This is a genomic window from Pseudomonas sp. GW822-FHT06D10 (genome assembly GCF_058799535.1).
Map to the genome: position 1 here is coordinate 176,352 of NZ_JBXALN010000008.1, position 19,764 is coordinate 196,115.

The window sequence follows — 19,764 nt, forward strand, 5'->3', positions numbered from 1 at the left end:
AGCATCAACTTCCGACAGCTCAATAAGCTGCAGCGCGAAGTTAAAGTAATTTATTAAGAGTAAGATTTTTTCGGTATTACAAAAACGCTTCTGCTATTGATTCAAGCAGGGAGGGAAAAGGTGGAGAGTCGATCTGTAAGCCGGGTTCTGTCGAGGACAGTCATTCCTCTACGATGGCCATCACTGGACATCTTTAGCAACCTACCCGGTTCCAGCGCGGGCCACGCCTTGGAACCCTATTTGGTCTTGCTCCGAGTGGGGTTTACCTAGCCACGAACTGTTACCAGACGTGCGGTGCGCTCTTACCGCACCTTTTCACCCTTACCGGCACCGAAGTGCTTAGGCGGTTATTTTCTGTGGCACTTTCCGTAGGCTCACGCCCCCCAGGCATTACCTGGCACTCCGCCCTATGGAGCCCGGACTTTCCTCCCCCCTCTAATTTTCATAGAGGGCAGCGACTGTCCAATCGACTCTCCGCCGCGCAGGTTAACGGCAGAGCGAACGAAGAACAAGCGCTAAAAGCCTTTGGCCACCCTGCTACGCAATTTATTGTTCTTTCTGTTTATCCAGGGCCACCTGATACAACACATTCTTGCGCTCGCCAGTGATTTCCGCAGCCAAAGCAGCAGCCCGCTTCAGCGGCATTTCCTTGAGCAACAGGTCGAGGATACGCATCGACTCACTACTGATCGCCTCATCACTTTCCGGTGCTGTCCATCCCGCGACCAGCACCACGCACTCCCCACGCTGCTGATTGCTGTCGGACTCGACGAATTGGCGCAGCTCGGAAAGTGGCAGCCCCTTCAGGGTCTCGAAGGTCTTGGTCAATTCACGCGCCAGCAATGCCGGCCGCTCACCACCCAATACCGACTCCATATCCTGCAGGCATTCAAGTATGCGATGCGGCGCCTCATAGAAAATCAGCGTACGTGGCTCTTCCTTGACCGCTTCCAGGCGCGCCCTGCGCCCGACCGCCTTGGCCGGCAGAAAGCCTTCGAAGATGAACCGGTCTGAAGGCAAGCCCGCCGCCGACAACGCCGCGATCAGAGCACAGGCCCCCGGTACTGGAACCACGTTGATACCCGCCGCCCGCGCCTGGCGCACCAGGTGGTAGCCGGGATCGGAAATCAGCGGTGTGCCCGCATCGGAGATCAAGGCGACATTATCCCCAGCCAGCAGACGAGTAATGAAGCGACTGCCCTCATCACGCTCGTTGTGCTCATGGCAGGCAGCCAGGGGCGTGGAAATACCAAAATGCTGCATCAGGCGCTGGGAATGCCGGGTATCTTCGGCAGCGATCAGCGACACCTCGCGCAACAGCTTCAAGGCCCGGGCGCTGATATCGTCCAGGTTGCCGATGGGCGTCGCCACCACATAAAGCGAGCCAGCAGCGGAATTCAAAGGACCTGGAGCAGTCAAAGCGCACACCTCTTGATCGGCAAAAGCGCCATTGTAGCGCGTTGAAGCATTCTCAATACGCCTTGCGATCAGCCGGTATGGCGCTGCGCTGCGACCTTTCAGGCAGCCACGCAACATTTGCTTGAGCTAAATCGACGGTTTATCGCCAGTAACATCGCACCCCAGCCAGCGCTTGGGTACAATTCCACGCTCATTTGATCGAGTATCAGGAACACTTACATGATCGCTTGCCTGCGGCTGTTTCTTGCCCTCTGCCTGGCTACCCTTCTGGTGGCTTGCGCCAGCTCGCCCTCTTCCAGCCTTGGCGAACTTCCACGGACACCGGATGCCAGTATCGAGCAACTGCTCGAACAGGCCGCCACCAGCAAAACTCCGGAAAAAGCAGCCCTGCTGCGCCTGAGCGCCGCCGACCTGGCGTATCGTCAAGGCAATGCCGGACGCGCCGGACAAATCCTGCAGCAAGTGCCGCTGGATCAACTCAAGCCTGCCCAGCAAATCTTCGCCAGCACCCTGTCCGCAGAGCTGGCCCTGGTGCGCAACCAGCCAAAGGCTGCCCTCACCGCACTGAGCCATCCAAGCCTGCAACACCTGAGCGAACTGCCGGCAGCTCAACAGATTCGCACCGGCAGCGTTCATGCTCGCGCACTGGAAGCCGACGGCCAGACATTGGCCGCCGCCAAAGAGCGCATCGTTATCGCGCCCTTGCTCAAGGATGATGCAGCAGCCAAAAACCACGAAGCCATCTGGGCACTGATTGCCGCCCTGCCGACCGATCAGTTGCAGCCTGCCGGCAATGACGACCTGGCCGGCTGGATGAGCCTGGCCCTGGCAGTCAAGAGCGCCGGCACCCTGGAACAGCAGCAGGCAGCCATCGATACCTGGCGCGCCCAGAATCCAAAGCACCCGGCTGCCATTCAACTGCCTCAACCCCTGATCAAGCTCAAGGAACTGGCCAGTCAGCCGGTATCGAAAATTGCCTTGCTGCTGCCACAGGACGGCCCCCTCGCATCGGTTTCCAAAGCACTGCGCGAAGGTTTCATGGCTGCTCACTACCAGGCTCAGCAAGCCGGACAGAATCCACCCAGCATCGAGTTCTATGACAGCTCGCGCCTAAGCTCGCTGGATGACTTCTACCGCAAGGCTCAGGCCGCTGGCGTGCAACTGGTCGTCGGCCCACTGGAAAAGCCCCTGGTCAAACAACTTGCCGCTCGCCCGCAACTGCCGATCACCACCCTGGCCCTGAATTACAGCGAAGGTGAACAAGGCCCGGCGCAGTTGTTCCAGTTCGGCCTGGCAGCCGAAGACGAAGCCCGCGAGGTTTCCCGTCGCGCCCGCGCCGATGGCCTGCACCGCGCCGCCGCTCTGGTTCCGAAAGGCGAATGGGGCGATCGCGTGCTCAAGGCATTCCGTCAGGATTGGGAAGCCAACGGTGGTAGCGTAATCGGTATCGAACGCGTCGATCAGCCCGTCGCCCTGGCACAGCAGATTGCCGACCTGTTCCAGCTGCGCCAGAGTGAAGGCCGCGCCAAGAGCCTGCAGAGCACCGTAGGCACCCAGGTAGCCGCACAGCCATCACGTCGCCAGGATATCGAGTTCATTTTCCTCGCCGCCACTCCGCAACAGGCTCAGCAGATCAAGCCGACCTTGAACTTCCAATACGCTGGTGATGTACCGGTCTACGCCACCTCCAATGTGTTCAGCGCCAGCGGCGACCAGAACCAGTACAACGACATGAACGGCGTGATGTTCTGCGAAACGCCATGGCTGCTGGATGCCAACGGCCCGCTGCGCCGCCAGGTCACCGCACAATGGCCGCAAGCCGGCGGCAGCCTAGGGCGCCTGTATGCCATGGGCGTCGACGCCTATCGATTGGCGCCACGCCTGGGCCAACTCAAGGCCCTGCCAGACAGCCGGATAGAAGGTGAATCCGGCAGCCTGGGCATGGCTGCCGGGCAACGCATCGAGCGTCAGCTGCCATGGGCCAAGTTCGTCGGGGGCCAGGTGACCCGCCTGCCCGACACGCCGCGCTAATGCTCCAAGGATCAAGCCAGCACAGCGGACGAGATGCCGAAAGCCAAGCGCTTCGGCATCTCCAACAGCACGGACTGCGCCTGCTGGCGCAGAACTGGTTGTGTAAACGCGGCGAGCTTGATCTGGTCATGCTTGACGGCGATACAGTAGTATTCGTCGAAGTCCGCTACAGAAAACACACGCAATGGGGTGGCGCACTGGGCAGTATCGATGGGCGCAAGCGTCAAAAACTGATCCTTGCCGCGCAGCTTTTCCTGCAAAGCGAATCACGCTGGTCCAGCCATCCTTGCCGTTTCGACGTGGTCGCCATTGACGGCGCCTCGGGTGCAGAAGCCCGCTTGAACTGGCTACGCAATGCCTTCGACAGCTGAAAGAAGCCCTCAGGCCGCACCCATTTTCACTCAACTTTTTTGCTCTTTGCTTTGCGGGCTGCACATTTACGTGCCACCAAGCCGCGCCACTTAAGGTCACACAGATGGACATGCAATCCCGAATTCGCCAGCTTTTTCAGGCCAGTATCGACACCAAGCAACAGGCGATGGACGTACTTGCACCGCACATCGAGCAAGCCAGCCAGGTCATGGTCAACGCCCTGCTGAACGAGGGCAAGATGCTCTCTTGCGGCAACGGTGGCTCCGCCGGCGATGCCCAGCATTTCTCCTCCGAACTGCTCAACCGCTTCGAGCGCGAACGCCCGAGCCTACCGGCCATTGCCCTGACTACCGACAGCTCTACCATTACCTCGATCGCCAACGACTACAGCTACAACGAAGTCTTCTCCAAGCAGATCCGCGCCCTGGGCCAGCCCGGCGACGTATTGCTGGCGATTTCCACCAGCGGCAACTCCGCAAACATTATTCAGGCGATCCAGGCCGCACATGATCGCGAAATGATTGTCGTAGCATTGACCGGTCGTGACGGCGGCGGCATGGCTTCCCTGCTGCTGCCTGAAGATGTCGAGATCCGCGTACCGGCCACCGTCACTGCACGCATTCAAGAAGTCCACCTGCTGGCGATCCATTGCCTCTGCGATCTGATCGACAGCCAATTGTTCGGGAGTGAAGAATGACCCCTAATCGCCTTGGCCTCCTGGCCTTGACCTTGTGCCTGAGCATCACTGGTTGCAGCTCGGTGATTACCGCCACCCGCGACAAACCCATCGATGATGACCGCGGCACCCGTACCTTTGGCAGCAAGATCGACGACTCGCTGATCGAGACCAAAGTCGCCGTCAACGTCGCCAAAGCCAGCCCTGACCTGGAAAACAACTCGCACATCGTTGTCACCAGCTTCAACGGCATCGTCCTGCTGGCCGGACAAACACCCCGCCCGGACCTCAAGGCCATGGCCGAACAGGCCGCCAGCGAAGTGCAGCGCGTCAAGAAGGTGCACAACGAACTGCAGGTACTGCCACCTTCCGGCTTCCTGGCCCGCCAGAACGATGGCTGGCTGACCACCAAGATCAAGACCCAGATGCTCACCGACGCCAGCGTGCCCGCCTCGCGAATCAAGGTGGTGACCGAGAACGGCATCGTCTACCTGCTGGGCTTGCTGACCCAACAGGAGGCCACCCAGGCCACCAACCTGGTTCAAGGCGTGTCCGGCGTGCAGAAGATCGTCAAACTGTTCGAATACATCGACTGATACACAACCGCGAGATACAAAAAAGGCGATCCGGATGGATCGCCTTTTTTATTACTTGACCACTTTCAAGCTGGGCCGGCCACTGGGGCGCGGCGGCTCACTGTCCGGTGGCGGCAGGTCGTCATCCGGCTCGAGATCATCCTCTTCATCCAGAGGCGACTCCAGATCGAAGACCATGCCCTGGCCATTCTCACGGGCATAGATCCCCAGGATCGCCGCAACCGGCACATGCAGGCTGTGCGGCACACCACCGAAGCGCCCTTCGAAGGTCACTACGTCGTTATCCATATGCAGATGACGCACGGCACTGGGAGAAATGTTCAGGACGATCTGCCCATCACTGGCAAAGCCCTGGGGCACCTGCACTGCCGGATAGTCGGAATTGACCAGCATGTGTGGGGTGCAATCGTTGTCCACAATCCACTCATAGAGCGCGCGGACCAGATAAGGTCGACTGGAGTTCATAGCGGCTCCTTAAGCCTCAGCGCATATCGCGTTCGACACCAGACAGACTCGCCTGGAAAGCCTCACGCGCAAATTGGCGTTCCATATAATCAAGCAACGGCTTGGCCTGCCGCGGCAGTTCGATACCCAGGACCGGCAATCTCCAGAGTATGGGCAGTAGGCAGCAGTCCACCAGACTTTGTTCCTCACTGAGGAAAAATGGCTTGTCGGCAAACAAAGGAGAAACACCCGTCAGGCTTTCACGCAATTCCTTGCGCGCCTGCACTCGAGCAGCCTCCTTGGTCCGCGGATCAAGAATCAGATCCACTTGCCCGCACCAGTCACGCTGGATCCGGTGTATCAGCAGACGGCTGTTGGCTCGCGCCACAGGATAAACCGGCAGCAGTGGCGGATGCGGATAACGCTCATCCAGGTACTCCATCACCACTGTCGACTCCCACAACGCCAGGTCGCGGTCGACCAGCGTTGGCAAGCTCCCATAAGGGTTCACTTCGATCAGCTTCGGCGGCTGACGCCCCGCCTCCACACTGATGATCTCGGCGCTGACACCCTTCTCTGCGAGCACAATGCGCACCCGGTGGGAATAGTGGTCGGCGGGGTCGGAGTAACAGGCCAACCGATTGGTCACGCCCATGGCGATCCTCCTCGCTTGTTGAAATTATCGGAAGCAGAAAAAACGAGCGCGCCCTCAGGGCGCCTCTGGTAACCCCCGAATGATACAGGGTTGTTACAGTTTCAGAGACGCCCTTGGGCGCGCACGTTCAACAACTGATGCTTAAAACGCTATCAATGCACATCCTTCCAGTATTCGCGCTTGAGCAGATAGGCGAACACGAAGAAGAAGGCCAGGTACAGCAGTACGTAGGTACCGATGCGCTGGTGCTGCAGCTTGACCGGGTTGGCCGAGTAAGCCAGGAAGGTCACCAGGTTCTTGACCTTCTCGTCGAACTGAGCCTCGTTGAGAGTCCCGGTGTTCTCCTTGATGGTCAGCTGGTCACAGGCTTCATGAGTCAGCGGCGTGCCGGTCAGTGGATCGTATTGCTTCTTGCCGTCTTCGACGATCTGCACCTGCTTGCAACCGATCATCTGGCGACCCTGCAGGCCAACCAGAACGTTAGGCATGCCCACGTTCGGGAAAACCTTGTTATTCACACCCCAAGGGCGCGCCGGGTCCTCATAGAAGGACTTGAGGTAGCCATAGAGCCAGTCGGTACCCCGCACACGGGCCACCAGAGTCAGATCCGGTGGCGCAGCGCCGAACCAAGTCTTGGCATCTGCCGGCTGCATGCCGATGTTCATGTGGTCACCGATCTTGGCGCCGGTGAAGACCAGCTTGCTCAACATCAGATCGTGAGGAATGCCCAGATCGTCGGCAACCCGCTCATAACGCTGGAACTTGGCGCTGTGGCAGCCCATGCAGTAGTTGGCAAAGGTACGCGCGCCGTCTTGCAGGGCTGCTTTGTCGGCCAGGTCGATATCGACCTTCTCCAACTCAGGTCCGCCGTGCTCGGCCGCGAAAGACAATACAGGCATAGCAGCAAGAATCAGTACAGCAAATAGCTTTTTCATCAGCCAGTCACCCTTTCCGGAACCGGTTTGGTCTTCTCGAGCCTGGTGTAGAACGGCATCAGAATGAAGTAGGCGAAGTACAGGAAGGTACATACCTGCGACAGCAGCGTACGGCCCGGAGTCGGTGCCAATACACCCAGCACACCCAGGATCACGAACGAGATGCAGAACACCAGCAGCCAGATCTTGCTCAGCCAGCCTTTGTAGCGCATGGACTTGACCGGGCTACGGTCCAGCCAAGGCAGCACGAACAGCACGGCAATGGCAGCCCCCATGGCAATGACGCCCATGAGCTTGTCCGGCACCGCACGCAGGATCGCGTAGAACGGGGTGAAGTACCAAACCGGAGCAATGTGCTCAGGCGTCTTGAACGGGTTGGCCTGTTCGAAGTTCGGCTTCTCGAGGAAGTAGCCACCCATTTCCGGGAAGAAGAACACGATCGAGCAGAAGATGAAGAGGAACACCACTACGCCGACGATATCCTTCACGGTGTAGTAAGGGTGGAAAGGAATACCATCCAGCGGGATGCCGTTCTCATCCTTGTTCTTCTTGATGTCGACGCCATCCGGGTTGTTCGAACCCACTTCGTGCAGTGCCAGGATGTGCAGCACCACCAGACCGAGGATCACGATCGGCAGGGCAACAACGTGCAAGGCGAAGAAGCGGTTCAGGGTGATACCGGAAATCAGGTAGTCACCGCGGATCCACTGAGTCAGGTCGTCGCCGATGACCGGGATCGCACCGAACAGCGAGATGATCACCTGGGCGCCCCAGTAGGACATCTGGCCCCACGGCAGCAGGTAGCCCATGAAGGCCTCGGCCATCAGTGCCAGGTAGATCAGCATGCCGAACAGCCACACCAGCTCACGGGGCTTCTGGTAGGAACCGTAGAGCAGGCCACGGAACATGTGCAGATAGACCACGATGAAGAACGCCGAAGCGCCGGTGGAGTGGAGCAGACGCAGGATCGCGCCGTACTCGACGTCGCGCATGATGTATTCAACGGAAGCGAAGGCCTCTTCCGCCGAAGGGGTGTAGCTCATGGTCAGCCAGACACCGGTTACGATCTGGTTGACCAGAACCAGCAGCGCCAGGGAGCCAAAGAAATAGAAGAAGTTGAAGTTCTTCGGAGCGTAATACTTGCTGAGATGGTCTTCCCACATCTTGGTCGCGGGGAAGCGCGCATCAACCCAATCCATGAACTTGCTCATCACGCTTTCTCCGTGTCGACGCCAATGACGATGATGTCATCCGACTCATAGGAATGCGGGGGTACTGGCAGGTTCAAAGGCGCAGGTTGCGACTTGTAGACGCGACCAGCCAGATCGTAGTGGGAACCGTGGCAAGGGCAGAAATAGCCACCTACCCAGTCCTTGCCCAGATCCGCGGGCGCCACTTCAGGACGGAAGGTCGGAGAACAGCCCAGGTGGGTGCAGATACCGATCAGCAGCAGAATCTCTGGCTTGATCGAACGCACTTCCGGGTCGACGTAGGTTGGTTGTACTGAGTTCTTGGAGTCAGGGTCAGACAACTGGCCCTCGATCTTTTTAAGATTCCCCAGGATTTCCTCGGTACGGCGGACGATGAATACCGGCTGACCACGCCATTCAGCAATCATCTGCTGACCTGGGTCGATCTTGCTGATATTCACCTTCACCGGTGCACCTGCGGCTTTCGCCTTGGCACTGGGAAACCATGACCCCACGAACGGGACCGCAGCCCCCACCGCTCCAGCAGCACCCACCACGGATGTGGCTGCTACTAGGAAGCGACGCCGGCCTGCATTCACGCCGTCATTGCTCATTCAGTCCTCTCCCATCAGCTTTGTGGCCTGTTAAATCAGGCATCTACTAAGTAAAAATCTGAACTTATAAAAATTTTGCCGAATGGTAATGAAAAGCCCCTATTCTGACAAGGTAATTACCAAGCCGAGCCGGCCCGAAGCCTTGCAGTATAGGGCCTCCGCGGATGTGGCAAGTTGTCACAGAGCAAATTCTAGACAATAAAAAACGCCCAGCTCCGCGAGGAGACTGGGCGTTTTTGAACGCAGTAGCGAATTAACGCTTGGAGTATTGCGGACGCTTACGCGCTTTACGCAGACCCACTTTCTTACGTTCAACTTCACGTGCGTCACGGGTTACGAAACCAGCTTTACGCAGCGCGCTGCGCAGAGTTTCGTCGTAATCCATCAGAGCGCGAGTGATACCGTGGCGGATTGCGCCAGCTTGACCACTTACACCGCCGCCGATAACGGTGACGTAGATATCGAACTTCTCAACGGTCTCGGTCAGCTCCAGCGGTTGACGAACTACCATGCGGGCAGTTTCGCGACCGAAGAAGTTATCCAAGGAACGGTTGTTGATCGAGATGTTGCCAGTGCCCGGACGCAGGAAAACGCGTGCGGTTGCAGTCTTGCGACGGCCAGTGCCGTAATTTTGAGTCGCCGACATAATGAACTATTCCGTTAAATCTTCAGTTCTTGGGGCTGCTGAGCAGTATGAGGGTGTGCAGCGCCCGCATAGACTTTCAGCTTACGGTACATGTCGCGACCCAGCGGGTTCTTAGGCAGCATGCCTTTTACCGCGGTCTCGATCACGCGCTCAGGGGCTTTGGCGATCAGCTTTTCGAAGTTGATCGACTTGATGCCGCCCGGGAAACCGGAGTGGGAGTAGTACATTTTGTCAGTGGTTTTAGCGCCAGTAACACGTACCTGCTCGGCATTGATTACGACGATGTAGTCGCCGGTGTCAACGTGAGGAGTGTACTCAGGCTTGTGCTTGCCACGCAGACGGCTCGCGATTTCGGTGGCCAGACGACCCAGGGTCTGACCAGCAGCGTCGACGACGAACCAGTCGCGCTTTACTGTTTCCGGTTTAGCAGTAAAAGTTTTCATTCTTTATAGCCTCAGGGGCCGCCCAGCAAAATAGACGGCGGATCTTACTGAATAGTGCTTACTTTGACAAGGTCAAAGGCAGCCGGACACAGACGCTATCGGGGGCTCGGGTCAGCGCGTCTGATATACGGCAAGATTCTTCGGCAGGCGGCGCATCACTTCCACTGCAGAAAGAGCTGCCGAATTATGCAGATTGCGAAAAAAATTTCAACCTGCTTTTATGATTGTTTTGCCAAGGGAGCACCCGATGGACTACCGCCAGCTGGGCCGAACCGATCTGAATGTGAGTGCAATTTGCCTGGGCACCATGACCTGGGGCGAGCAGAACACCGAGGCTGAAGCCTTCGCTCAGATCGAGCGGGCCAAGAACGCCGGAATCAACTTCATCGACACTGCCGAGATGTACCCGGTGCCGCCAAAGGCCGAAACCTACACCACCACCGAGCGCTATATCGGCAACTGGTTCAAGCAGCGCGGCGACCGCGCCGACTGGGTCCTGGCCAGCAAGATCGCAGGTCCGGGCAACACCATCGACTACATTCGCGACAAACAGCTCAAGCACAACCGCAAGCATATAGTCGAAGCCGTGGATGCCAGCCTCAAGCGCCTGCAGACCGACTGGATCGACCTGTACCAACTGCACTGGCCCGAGCGCAGCACCAACTTCTTCGGCCAACTGGGCTACAAGCACCAGGCCGATGAAGACTTCACTCCGCTGGAAGAAACCCTCGAAGCTCTGGACGAGCAGGTCAAGGCCGGCAAGATCCGCCATATCGGCCTGTCCAACGAAACGCCATGGGGCACCATGAAGTTCCTTGCCCTGGCCGAGAGCCGTGGCTGGCCGCGAGCGGTTTCGATCCAGAACCCCTACAACCTGCTCAACCGCAGCTTCGAAGTAGGCCTGGCGGAAATAGCCATTCGTGAACAATGCGGCCTGCTGGCCTACTCTCCCCTGGCCTTTGGCTACCTGTCCGGCAAGTACGAAGGCGGCGCGCGGCCAGCCAAGGCACGGCTGAGCCTCTACAGCCGCTTCAGCCGCTACTTCAACCCTCAGTCGGAAGCGGCCTGCAGCCGCTATGTGGCGCTGGCCCGCGAGCACGGCCTGGATCCGGCACAAATGGCCCTGGCCTTCGTCACTCAACAGCCGTTCGTGACCAGCAACATCATCGGCGCCACCACTCTGGAACAGCTGGACAGCAACATCGCCAGCGCCGCCTTGAAGTTGTCGGATGAGGTCCTCGCCGGGATCGAGGCAATCCACAAGGATCACCCCAACCCCGCGCCTTAATCGGCCCACAGTTGCTGGCCTGCCAGCGAATGGATACGTCGCAAACCCGCTTCGCACCCTTCGCCTGCGGCCCGCTTCCTATAGTGAGCGGGCAATGATCTCCTTCATGATCTCGTTGGTCCCGGCATAAATGCGCTGCACCCGGGCATCGGCCCAGGCCCGGGCCACCGGGTACTCCCACATGAAGCCGTAGCCGCCGTGCAACTGCACGCATTCATCAAGCACCTTGCACTGCAGGTCAGTCCCCCAGTACTTGGCCATGGCCGCCGTCGGCACATCGAGCTTGCCCTGCAAGTGCAGCTCCAGGCAGCGATCGACAAATACCCGGCCGATCTGAATTTCCGTGGCCATTTCCGCCAGCTTGAAACGGCTGTTCTGGAAATCGGCAATTGCCTTGCCAAAGGCTTTGCGTTCGCGGGTGTATTCCAGGGTCCACTGCAATGCAGCCTCGGCACTGGCCAGGCCGCCAATGGCCACGGTCAGGCGCTCCTGGGGCAACTCCTGCATCAAATAGGCAAAACCTGCCCCAGCCTGCCCCAGCAGATTCTCCTTGGGTACTCGCACATCCTGGAAGAACAGCTCGGAGGTGTCCTGAGCCTTCATTCCCACCTTTTCCAGGCGCTTGCCCTTGGAGAACCCGGGAGTATCGGCCTCAACCAGAAACAGGCTGGTGCCCTTGGCTCCGGCCTTGGGATCGGTCTTGGCCACGACTATCACCAGGTCCGCCAGGTAGCCGTTGGTAATAAAGGTCTTGGAACCATTGATCACGTATTCGTCGCCGTCGAGCACTGCCGTGGTCTTCACCCCTTGCAGGTCGGAGCCCGCCCCCGGCTCGGTCATGGCAATGGCCGTGACCATTTCCCCCGAGACCAGCCGGGGCAGGTACTTGTGCTTCAGCGACTCACTGCCGTAATGCAGGATGTAGGGCGCGACAATGTCCGAATGCAGGGAAAAACCAATGCCCGTCAGCCCCAGCCGGCCAATCTCCTCGATCACCACCGCGCTGTAGAGAAAGTCCGCCCCCAGGCCGCCGTATTCCTCGGGAATGTGCGAACACAGCATTCCGGCCTCCCCCGCCTTGCTCCACAACTGACGGTCGATATAGCCCTGTTTTTCCCATTCTCCATGGAAGGGCACTGCCTCTTTCTCAAGGAATGTACGCACGCTGTCACGGAAGAGTTCGTGCTCGGAGCTGAACAAGGTTCTAGGGATCATGCAGGCACCTGTGATGGTTATTGATCATGGGTTGGCTGCCAGAGCCTAAGGCTAGCCACCTGCACGGGACACTGGACACATCCGACAAAAAATAAGACGATCCAGCCGTCTGGTGACCACTTTCCCCTATAAGAACAATTGAATTATGTCTAACCAAACCTCCACGCCCTTGCGGCGCGTCAGCATCCTGGCTATCGACCGGGTTTTCGCTTCCACCCTCATGCAAGCCAAGGATTTCTTCCATCTGGCCAGCCTGCGCTACGGCAAACAACTGGGCCAAGGCCTGACCCCGGCGTTCGAAACCCGCCTGGTCAGCCCCGACGGTCAACCCGTATGCAGTTTCAGCGACGTGATCATGCCAGTGGACGGCCCGCTGGAAGACACCGATATCATCATCCTCCCGGCGTTCTGGGACGACTTCGACACCCTGTGCCAGCGTTACCCGCAGATCCTGCCCTGGCTGCGCGCCCAGCACGCTCGCGGCGCGGTGCTCTGCGGCGAAGCCACCGGGGTATTCTGGCTGGCGGAAGCCGGCTTGCTCGATGGCAAGGAAGCCACTACCTACTGGCGCTTCTTCAGCGCCTTCAATGAGCGCTTCCCCAAGGTCCAGCTCAATCAGGACAAGCACCTGACCGACGCCGACAACCTCTACTGCGCGGGCGGTACCACCTCGGCCTGCGATCTGTACATCTACCTGATCGAACGCTTCTGCGGTGCCAACGTGGCCCAGGCCGTGGCCCGGGACATTCTCTATGAAGTACAGCGCAGCTACGCCCCAGGGCGCATCGGCTTCGGCGGCCAGAAGCTGCATCAGGACGTGATCATCCTGCAGATCCAGCACTGGCTCGAAGAGCACTTCGCCGACAAGTTCCGCTTCGAGGACGTGGCCCGCGAGCACGGCATGAGCATTCGCAACTTCATGCGCCGTTTCCAGACCGCCACCGGCGACAAGCCCCTGCATTACCTGCAGCGCCTGCGCATCGAAACCGCCAAGGGCCTGCTCTCGGGAACGCGCAAGAGCATCAAGACCATCAGCTACGAAGTCGGCTACGACGACGCCAGTTTCTTCGCCCGACTGTTCCGCCAGCACACCGAACTTTCACCCAACCAGTACCGCCAACAGTTCCAGCAACAGGCGGCATAAAAAAAGGGCCTGCAATGCAGGCCCTTTTTCATCTGGCAATGCTTATGGCTTGTGCGCCCGCGACAGGAACTCGTGGGACTGCATCTCCAGCAGGCGGCTAAGGGTGCGCTGGAACTCGAACGTCAGGCGGCCACCGGTGTAGAGGTCCTTGAGTTCGACCTCGGCAGAAATGATCAGCTTGACGTTGCGGTCGTAGAACTCGTCGACCATGTTGATAAAGCGCCGAGCGATGTCGTCGGTGGTGACGCTCATCTGCTCCACGCCACTGAGCAACACGGCATGGAAGATCTTGCCCAGCTCGATGTAGTCGTTCTGGCTGCGCGGGCCGTCGCACAGTTCCCGGAAGTCGAACCAGGCCACATCATCGCAGGTACGCAATGCGCGGATCTCGCGATTCTCGATGATCAACACATCGTTTTCCACCGCCTGGGTGCACTCCGGCGTCAACGCCCGGAAGCTCTTGCGCAAGCTTTCCTGTGCTTCTTCGTTCAATGGATAGTGGAACAGCTCCGCCTGCTCCAGATGACGCAGGCGGTAGTCGACACCGCTGTCGACGTTGACGATCTCGGTGTTCTGCTTGATCAGGGCAATCGCCGGCAGGAAGCGCGCGCGCTGCAAGCCATCCTTGTACAAGCCGTCGGGGACGATGTTCGAGGTGGCGACCAGGGTCACGCCATTCTTGAACAGCTCCTCCATGAGGGTGCCAAGAATCATCGCGTCAGTAATGTCAGACACGAAGAATTCGTCGAAGCAGATCACCCGCGCCTCTTGCGAGAAACGCTTGGCGATGATGGTCAACGGGTTCTTCTCACCGCCCAGGGTTTTCATTTCTTCGTGTACGCGCTTCATGAAACGGTGAAAGTGCGTGCGTACCTTTTCCTTGAACGGCAAGGCTTCGAAGAAGGTGTCCACCAGATAGGTCTTACCGCGCCCCACTCCACCCCAGAAATACAGACCCTTGACCGGCGTCTGGTCCTTCTTGCCAAAGAGCTTGCCGAGCAGGCCCGGCTTGTTTTGCTCGGCCGCGATCAGATCGTCATACAGGCGCTGCAGATGACGCACAGCCGTTTCCTGTGCCGCATCATGAAAGAAATCCGGGCGTTTCAGATCTGCTTGGTATCGTTCTAGGGGCGTCATAATTCGTTAGCAAGGCAACAAAAACGGGCCGTCACTTTAGCGACGGCCCTGGGGAATGGCAATCAGCCCTTGGTCGGGAAGATGCCGATTAGTCCTGCGCCGGGGTCAGAGCAATGCGCAGTGCATCTACAGCCGCATCACGGGCGCTGGCATCGGCAAAGTCCGGGCTGTCCGCCACACAGGCGCCGTCCAGCCAGATACCGAATGCATTGCCCTCGGTCCGCAGATCCAGCTCCTGGCCCGATTGCAGTTGCTTGGTGACAGCACCTGCAGCCTTGCCATCAGCGAAATTGCGCGACAGCAGCAGTTGCTCGCCATCGGCCGACAGCAAACGGAAACGGAAGCTGCCGTCATCCTCGCGAAAGCTAATGAAACGCGCGGCCTTGGCGGCTTTTTTCTTGGTGGTGGCTGCCACCTGTACCTGGGCGGCGAAAGAGCGCAGGCCCACGGCTTCGCGCAGTTCGTTGAGGAACGGCGTGGCCACGGCACGGGCCTTGACGGCGCCGGCACGCAAGATGTCTTCCAGGTCCGAAGGGCGTGCGATCAGTTGGTGATAACGCTCGCGGGCTTCGCCCAGTTCGGCATCCAGCAATTGGAACAGGCGGTTCTTGGCTTCGCCCCAACCCAGGCCCTGAAGCAGCTCGCTGCGGAACTCGGCGGCTTGCGCAGGGGTGGAGAACGCCTGGTACAGGGTGAACAAATGAGAGTTGTCCGGATCCTTGGCCTCGCCTGGCGCCTTGGAGTCGGTGACGATCCGCGAGATCGCGTCCTTCATGTCCTTGGCGCTGGTGAACAGCGGGATGGTGTTGTCGTAACTCTTGGACATCTTGCGGCCATCGAGGCCTGGCAAGGTGGCAACGCTTTCCTCGATCAGCGCCTCGGGCATGGTGAAGAACTCCTTGCCCTGGCCGAACAGGTGGTTGAAACGCTGGCCAATGTCCCGGGCCATTTCCACGTGCTGGATCTGGTCGCGGCCCACCGGCACCTTGTGCGCGTTGAACATCAGGATGTCCGCCGCCATCAGTACCGGGTAGCTGTACAAGCCCATGGTGATGCCGGCGTCCGGGTCTTCACCGGCCTCGACATTCTTGTCCACCGAAGCCTTATAGGCATGGGCACGGTTGAGCAGCCCCTTGGCCGCCACGCAGGTCAACAGCCAGGTCAGCTCCGGGATCTCAGGGATGTCCGACTGGCGATAGAAAGTCACGCGCTCCACATCCAGGCCACCGGCCAGCCAGGTGGCGGCGATTTCCTGGCGCGAACGCTGGATACGCAGCGGGTCATCGCACTTGATCAGTGCGTGGTAGTCGGCCAGAAAGTAGAAGGAATCGGCATTGCTGTCGCGGCTGGCGACGATCGCCGGGCGGATCGCACCGGCATAGTTGCCCAGGTGCGGGGTGCCGGTGGTGGTGATGCCGGTGAGGATACGCGTACGAGTAGTCATGGGTAATCGCTTATCAGACTGCTATCAATTCGAAAGTCGCGGCAGCACCAGATCTTTCAGATCGGTGAGCTTGCCATGAAAAAAGTGCCCGCATTCTGCCACTTTCAGCAGCTCATGGGGGCGAACAAGCGCGTCGGACCAGTCGTAGACCGCCTGAGGGTCGATGACCTCATCGGTTTCCGGCTGGATCAGGGTCAACGGGCAGTTCTGCGGCAGCAGGTCGCTATCACGCAGGCGAGTGACTGCCGGCGCCACCATGAACAAGTGCTTGAGCTGCGTGCCCTGGCCTTCCAGACGCCCGCCAAGGCTGGCCGCGACAAAACCGCCAAAGGAGAACCCGAACAGGGTCAAGGGCAGTTGCGGATGCTGGGCCTGCAACCACTGGGCAGCCGCCTGGGCATCGTCGACTTCACCGCTGCCCATGTCGTGGCTGCCTTCACTGGCGCCCACGCCACGGTAGTTGAAGCGCAGGGTGGTCAGGCCGGCATCCCGCGCAGTGCGCTGCAGGGTGGATACCACCTTATTGAGCATGGTGCCGCCCTGCACCGGATTGGGGTGGCAGATCAGCGCCATCCCACGTGCATCGGGCACCTGCAGATACAGGGCTTCCAGTTGGCCCACCGGGCCGGCAATCACTACAGGGGTTTCACGCATAAGCAAGGAAGGAACTCCGTGACCTCGAAGGGGGTCGACTCGTCTAGCAAATGGTCTGTGCCAATCTATTGCGAGTGAATCGCGGTATACAGCGCAGGTTCGAGCCGTTAACGTAAAGCAAAGCCGTTTATAGAGGAAGGACTCGTGGAACACTCGCTCTTAGTTTGGTTGTTGCCGACTCTTGCCCTGGTCGCGGGTGTCGCCATTGGATTCCTGGTCGCTCGCCTGCTGCCCAATGCCGCGCCTAACCGCACGCAGCGTCAGTTGGATGATATTCAGGAACGTTTCGACAATTATCAGAATGAAGTGGTCACTCACTTCAACAGCACCGCAACCCTGGTCAAGAAACTGACCCAGAGTTACCAGGAAGTGCAGGATCACCTCGCCGAGGGCGCCAATCGCCTGGCCTTGGACGAACTGACCCGCCAGCGCCTGCTGGCCGCCTTGCACTCGGAGTCGGTGCAGGCTCCACGTGAGCGCCTGACCCCTCCACGGGACCAGGAACCACCACGGGACTACGCGCCGAAGACGCCGAATGCCCCAGGCATGCTCGACGAACAATATGGCCTGAAGAAGTAATACGCCTCAGCCATTAAAAAAGCCCGCCCGATCTGCATCGGGCGGGCTTTTTTATGCCTGGGGTTCAGCCAGTCCGGTCAGGGATACTGCTGGTATTGCTGACCTTGCTGCTGATAGGGCTGCTGGTACTGCTGGTTCGGTTGCTGGTATTGCTGGCCCGGAATCGCCTTGAGGTTGACCTCGACCCGACGGTTCTGCGCACGGCCGTTGACATCGGCGTTGCTGGCGATCGGGTTGTCCGGACCGGCGCCACGAGCGGACAGGTTGGAACCGCTGACCCCCTGGGACGTCAGGTAGGTCGCTACGCTCTGGGCGCGACGCTGGGACAGATCCATGTTGTGCTGACGGCTGCCGGTGCTGTCGGTATAGCCAACAATCTCGATCTGGTTCTGGTTGAACTCACGCAGGGAGTTGGCCAGGTTGTTCAGGGGCTGGTAGAAGCTGGGCGCGATATTCGCCGAGTCAGTGGCGAAGGTGATGTTGCCCGGCATGATCAGCTTGATCTGATCGCCCTGGCGCTGCACCTCGACCCCGGTGTTAGCCATGCTGGCGCGCAGTTTTTTCTCCTGCTGGTCAGCGTAGTAGCCATAACCTGCAGCGGAAGCACCGACCACTGCTGCACCGATCAGGGCCCCCTTGCCACGGTTGTTGTGGTCGATGGCAGCACCAGCCAACGCACCGGCCAAGGCTCCCAGCCCACCGTACTTGGCGGTTTTACTCATGCCAGACGAGCCGCCGTCGGCCTGCCCCTGGTTGTCATAGGGGTTAGGCGAAGCGCAGCCGGACAACAAGGCCACAGCAGTAGCGACAACAATCAAACGACGTGAGGTGAACATGGAAAGCTCCTACATTTTGCATTCTGTGGTGCAGCGGACGTTGGCAATAGACCTTTGCCGGCGTTGGAACACGCAGAACGGCAAAAATTCCGTGAACCAACGGGCAAATAGTCAGGCTCGCACGAACGGGTTCTGACGCATCTCATCTCCCAGCCGGGTGTCTGGGCCGTGCCCGGCAACCACTGTGGCGTCTTCGTCGAGGGTATAGAGACGCTGCTTGATCGAACGCACCAGCGTGGCCTGGTCGCCACCCCACAAATCCGTGCGCCCGACCCCGCGTTTGAACAGCGTGTCGCCGGCTATCAAAAGCTTAGCCTCGGAAAACCAAAAGCTCATGGAACCTGGGGTATGCCCTGGAGTGTGCAAGGCCACGCCGCAACCGCAGGCCAACTCTTCGTCATCACCCAGCCAGCGATCCGGGGACGGCACAGGGGTGTAGGGCACGCCGAACATGCTGCACTGCATCTCAAGGTTGTCCCAGAGAAACTGGTCGTCCTTGTGCAAGTGCAGGGTGGCGCCGGTCTTTTCCTTCATCTGCCCGGAGGCCAGGAAGTGATCCAGATGGGCATGGGTATGGATGATGCTCACCACCTTCAGGCCCAGTGCGTCCAGGCGCGCCATGATCAGGTCGGGGTTGCCGCCCGGATCGACGACTATGGCTTTCTTGGTCAGCGGGTCGCCAATGATGGTGCAGTTGCACTGCAGCGGGCCGACGGGGAAGGTTTCGCGGATGAGGCTGGGCTTGGCGGCGTCCATGGGAAGGCTCCAGAAAAATCGATGGGCCATTCTGTCACAGCTCGCCGCCACTGCTTACTCAGAACGCCAGCTGCAACGTCTCCTCGCCTTCCAGTGCCAACAGGAACTGCTTGGCCTCAAGACCGCCGGCGAAACCGGTGAGGCTGCCCGAGGCGCCGATCACCCGGTGGCAGGGGGCGACGATCGAGATCGGATTACGCCCATTGGCCGCCCCTACCGCACGCACTGCAGTGGGATTGCCGATCTGTCGGGCGATCTGGCTGTAACTGCGGGTCTCGCCGAAAGGAATGGTCAGCAGGGCTTGCCAGACCTGGCGCTGGAACTCGGTGCCGACAAAGTCCAGCTCAAGCTCGAAACGCTCGCGGGTACCGGCAAAGTATTCGCGCAACTGGCGCTCGGTCTCCAGCAACAGTGGATGCTCCGCGGCTTCCTGCAGTGGGCCCAGGCGCACTCGGTTCTGCCGCTCGTGCTCCCACAGAATCGCCGCCAGCTTCGCTCCCCGGGCGACCAGGGTCAGTTGGCCAACCGGGGACGCCATTTTCTTGAATACGCAGGACATCGCAGTTCTCCTTCAATCCGCCAGGGAAATCAGGCCGGCAACCCTGGGGTTCGCCGCCTTTATCTCAGTACGCCTGCACTGTAGAACGAGATTTCAGCGCAAGAACCTCGTTTCTTGCGCTGGAACTCGAA

General features: G+C 59.3%; 22 protein-coding genes and 1 other RNA gene. 7 read left to right on the forward strand and 16 right to left on the reverse strand.

Features of this window, described 5'->3' with window-relative positions; genetic code table 11:
* Nucleotides 1–120: 120 nt before the first annotated feature.
* Together rnpB and rsmI are read right to left on the reverse strand one after the other, a co-directional pair.
* Nucleotides 121–474, reverse strand: an RNA gene (gene rnpB, locus AC1RL5_RS25215) — RNase P RNA component class A.
* A 72-nt stretch (nucleotides 475–546) separates the two neighbouring features.
* Nucleotides 547–1,419 carry a 16S rRNA (cytidine(1402)-2'-O)-methyltransferase gene (gene rsmI / locus AC1RL5_RS25220; RefSeq protein WP_093408219.1) on the reverse strand — a complete coding sequence of 291 codons (873 nt, stop codon included), beginning with the start codon at nucleotides 1,417–1,419 and terminating at the stop codon, nucleotides 547–549.
* 219 nt (nucleotides 1,420–1,638) lie between these two features.
* On the opposite strand from rsmI, the gene AC1RL5_RS25225 reads away from it, so the two are divergent.
* The 4 genes from AC1RL5_RS25225 to AC1RL5_RS25240 all read left to right on the forward strand — a co-directional run bounded on the left by AC1RL5_RS25225 (nucleotide 1,639) and on the right by AC1RL5_RS25240 (nucleotide 5,094).
* A complete protein-coding gene (locus tag AC1RL5_RS25225; RefSeq protein WP_072450925.1) occupies nucleotides 1,639–3,450 on the forward strand; it encodes a penicillin-binding protein activator in 1,812 nt (603 codons plus the stop codon).
* Nucleotides 3,450–3,821 (forward strand): YraN family protein, encoded by a 372-nt coding sequence (locus AC1RL5_RS25230; RefSeq protein ID WP_011063322.1) that lies wholly within the window; start codon nucleotides 3,450–3,452, stop codon nucleotides 3,819–3,821. The genes AC1RL5_RS25225 and AC1RL5_RS25230 overlap by 1 nt, the downstream gene beginning before the upstream one ends.
* Before the next feature lie 104 nt (nucleotides 3,822–3,925).
* Nucleotides 3,926–4,519 (forward strand): phosphoheptose isomerase, encoded by a 594-nt coding sequence (locus AC1RL5_RS25235; RefSeq protein WP_015636934.1) that lies wholly within the window; start codon nucleotides 3,926–3,928, stop codon nucleotides 4,517–4,519.
* Entirely contained in the window at nucleotides 4,516–5,094 is a 579-nt protein-coding gene (locus AC1RL5_RS25240; protein WP_011063324.1) for a BON domain-containing protein, read from the forward strand. Before AC1RL5_RS25235 ends, AC1RL5_RS25240 begins: the two co-directional genes overlap by 4 nt.
* Before the next feature lie 51 nt (nucleotides 5,095–5,145).
* Here AC1RL5_RS25240 and AC1RL5_RS25245 read toward each other — a convergent pair whose 3' ends face one another.
* The 7 genes from AC1RL5_RS25245 to rplM form a co-directional block, all read right to left on the reverse strand.
* Nucleotides 5,146–5,559: a ClpXP protease specificity-enhancing factor gene (locus AC1RL5_RS25245; protein ID WP_011063325.1), complete on the reverse strand. Its 414-nt coding sequence runs from the start codon at nucleotides 5,557–5,559 to the stop codon at nucleotides 5,146–5,148.
* Between the two features lie 16 nt (nucleotides 5,560–5,575).
* Complete coding sequence (locus AC1RL5_RS25250) at nucleotides 5,576–6,193, reverse strand: glutathione S-transferase N-terminal domain-containing protein (RefSeq protein WP_011063326.1); 618 nt, start codon at nucleotides 6,191–6,193, stop codon at nucleotides 5,576–5,578.
* Nucleotides 6,194–6,345: 152 nt separating this feature from the next.
* Complete coding sequence (locus AC1RL5_RS25255; protein WP_492589877.1) at nucleotides 6,346–7,128, reverse strand: cytochrome c1; 783 nt, start codon at nucleotides 7,126–7,128, stop codon at nucleotides 6,346–6,348.
* On the reverse strand, nucleotides 7,128–8,339 hold the full coding sequence (locus AC1RL5_RS25260) for a cytochrome b (RefSeq protein ID WP_011063328.1): 1,212 nt from the start codon (nucleotides 8,337–8,339) through the stop codon (nucleotides 7,128–7,130). The genes AC1RL5_RS25255 and AC1RL5_RS25260 overlap by 1 nt, the downstream gene beginning before the upstream one ends.
* Entirely contained in the window at nucleotides 8,339–8,932 is a 594-nt protein-coding gene (petA, locus tag AC1RL5_RS25265; RefSeq protein ID WP_011063329.1) for a ubiquinol-cytochrome c reductase iron-sulfur subunit, read from the reverse strand. Before petA ends, AC1RL5_RS25260 begins: the two co-directional genes overlap by 1 nt.
* 253 nt (nucleotides 8,933–9,185) lie before the next feature.
* On the reverse strand, nucleotides 9,186–9,578 hold the full coding sequence (gene rpsI / locus AC1RL5_RS25270) for a 30S ribosomal protein S9 (protein ID WP_003228056.1): 393 nt from the start codon (nucleotides 9,576–9,578) through the stop codon (nucleotides 9,186–9,188).
* A gap of 14 nt (nucleotides 9,579–9,592) precedes the next feature.
* Nucleotides 9,593–10,021, reverse strand: coding sequence for a 50S ribosomal protein L13 (gene rplM / locus AC1RL5_RS25275; protein ID WP_007928449.1), 429 nt, complete (start codon nucleotides 10,019–10,021; stop codon nucleotides 9,593–9,595).
* A gap of 247 nt (nucleotides 10,022–10,268) precedes the next feature.
* Here rplM and AC1RL5_RS25280 point away from each other — a divergent pair, with 247 nt between their 5' ends.
* Nucleotides 10,269–11,309: an NADP(H)-dependent aldo-keto reductase gene (locus AC1RL5_RS25280; RefSeq protein WP_492589879.1), complete on the forward strand. Its 1,041-nt coding sequence runs from the start codon at nucleotides 10,269–10,271 to the stop codon at nucleotides 11,307–11,309.
* A gap of 78 nt (nucleotides 11,310–11,387) precedes the next feature.
* On the opposite strand, the gene AC1RL5_RS25285 is transcribed toward AC1RL5_RS25280, so the two are convergent.
* Nucleotides 11,388–12,524, reverse strand: coding sequence for an acyl-CoA dehydrogenase family protein (locus AC1RL5_RS25285; protein ID WP_011063331.1), 1,137 nt, complete (start codon nucleotides 12,522–12,524; stop codon nucleotides 11,388–11,390).
* Nucleotides 12,525–12,768: 244 nt separating this feature from the next.
* Between AC1RL5_RS25285 and AC1RL5_RS25290 the strand changes: the two genes are divergently transcribed.
* Complete coding sequence (locus tag AC1RL5_RS25290; protein ID WP_169892244.1) at nucleotides 12,769–13,668, forward strand: GlxA family transcriptional regulator; 900 nt, start codon at nucleotides 12,769–12,771, stop codon at nucleotides 13,666–13,668.
* Nucleotides 13,669–13,710: 42 nt separating this feature from the next.
* On the opposite strand, the gene zapE is transcribed toward AC1RL5_RS25290, so the two are convergent.
* The 3 genes from zapE to AC1RL5_RS25305 all read right to left on the reverse strand — a co-directional run bounded on the left by zapE (nucleotide 13,711) and on the right by AC1RL5_RS25305 (nucleotide 16,903).
* A complete protein-coding gene (gene zapE / locus AC1RL5_RS25295; RefSeq protein WP_019093692.1) occupies nucleotides 13,711–14,805 on the reverse strand; it encodes a cell division protein ZapE in 1,095 nt (364 codons plus the stop codon).
* A gap of 88 nt (nucleotides 14,806–14,893) precedes the next feature.
* Complete coding sequence (locus AC1RL5_RS25300) at nucleotides 14,894–16,249, reverse strand: tryptophan--tRNA ligase (RefSeq protein ID WP_015636937.1); 1,356 nt, start codon at nucleotides 16,247–16,249, stop codon at nucleotides 14,894–14,896.
* 24 nt (nucleotides 16,250–16,273) lie between these two features.
* Nucleotides 16,274–16,903 (reverse strand): alpha/beta hydrolase, encoded by a 630-nt coding sequence (locus AC1RL5_RS25305; RefSeq protein ID WP_015636938.1) that lies wholly within the window; start codon nucleotides 16,901–16,903, stop codon nucleotides 16,274–16,276.
* Nucleotides 16,904–17,047: 144 nt separating this feature from the next.
* Between AC1RL5_RS25305 and AC1RL5_RS25310 the strand changes: the two genes are divergently transcribed.
* A complete protein-coding gene (locus tag AC1RL5_RS25310; RefSeq protein WP_011063336.1) occupies nucleotides 17,048–17,482 on the forward strand; it encodes a Z-ring associated ZapG family protein in 435 nt (144 codons plus the stop codon).
* 77 nt (nucleotides 17,483–17,559) lie between these two features.
* Here AC1RL5_RS25310 and AC1RL5_RS25315 read toward each other — a convergent pair whose 3' ends face one another.
* The 3 genes from AC1RL5_RS25315 to AC1RL5_RS25325 form a co-directional block, all read right to left on the reverse strand.
* Nucleotides 17,560–18,318, reverse strand: a complete 759-nt coding sequence (locus AC1RL5_RS25315; protein WP_011063337.1) for a YiaD family glycine zipper/OmpA-like lipoprotein — start codon at nucleotides 18,316–18,318, stop codon at nucleotides 17,560–17,562.
* A gap of 111 nt (nucleotides 18,319–18,429) precedes the next feature.
* Nucleotides 18,430–19,074: an MBL fold metallo-hydrolase gene (locus tag AC1RL5_RS25320; RefSeq protein ID WP_015636939.1), complete on the reverse strand. Its 645-nt coding sequence runs from the start codon at nucleotides 19,072–19,074 to the stop codon at nucleotides 18,430–18,432.
* Between the two features lie 58 nt (nucleotides 19,075–19,132).
* The gene (locus AC1RL5_RS25325) at nucleotides 19,133–19,633 is read right to left on the reverse strand and encodes a methylated-DNA--[protein]-cysteine S-methyltransferase (protein ID WP_011063355.1); all 501 of its coding nucleotides are present in this window, start codon (nucleotides 19,631–19,633) and stop codon (nucleotides 19,133–19,135) included.
* Nucleotides 19,634–19,764 lie beyond the last annotated feature (131 nt).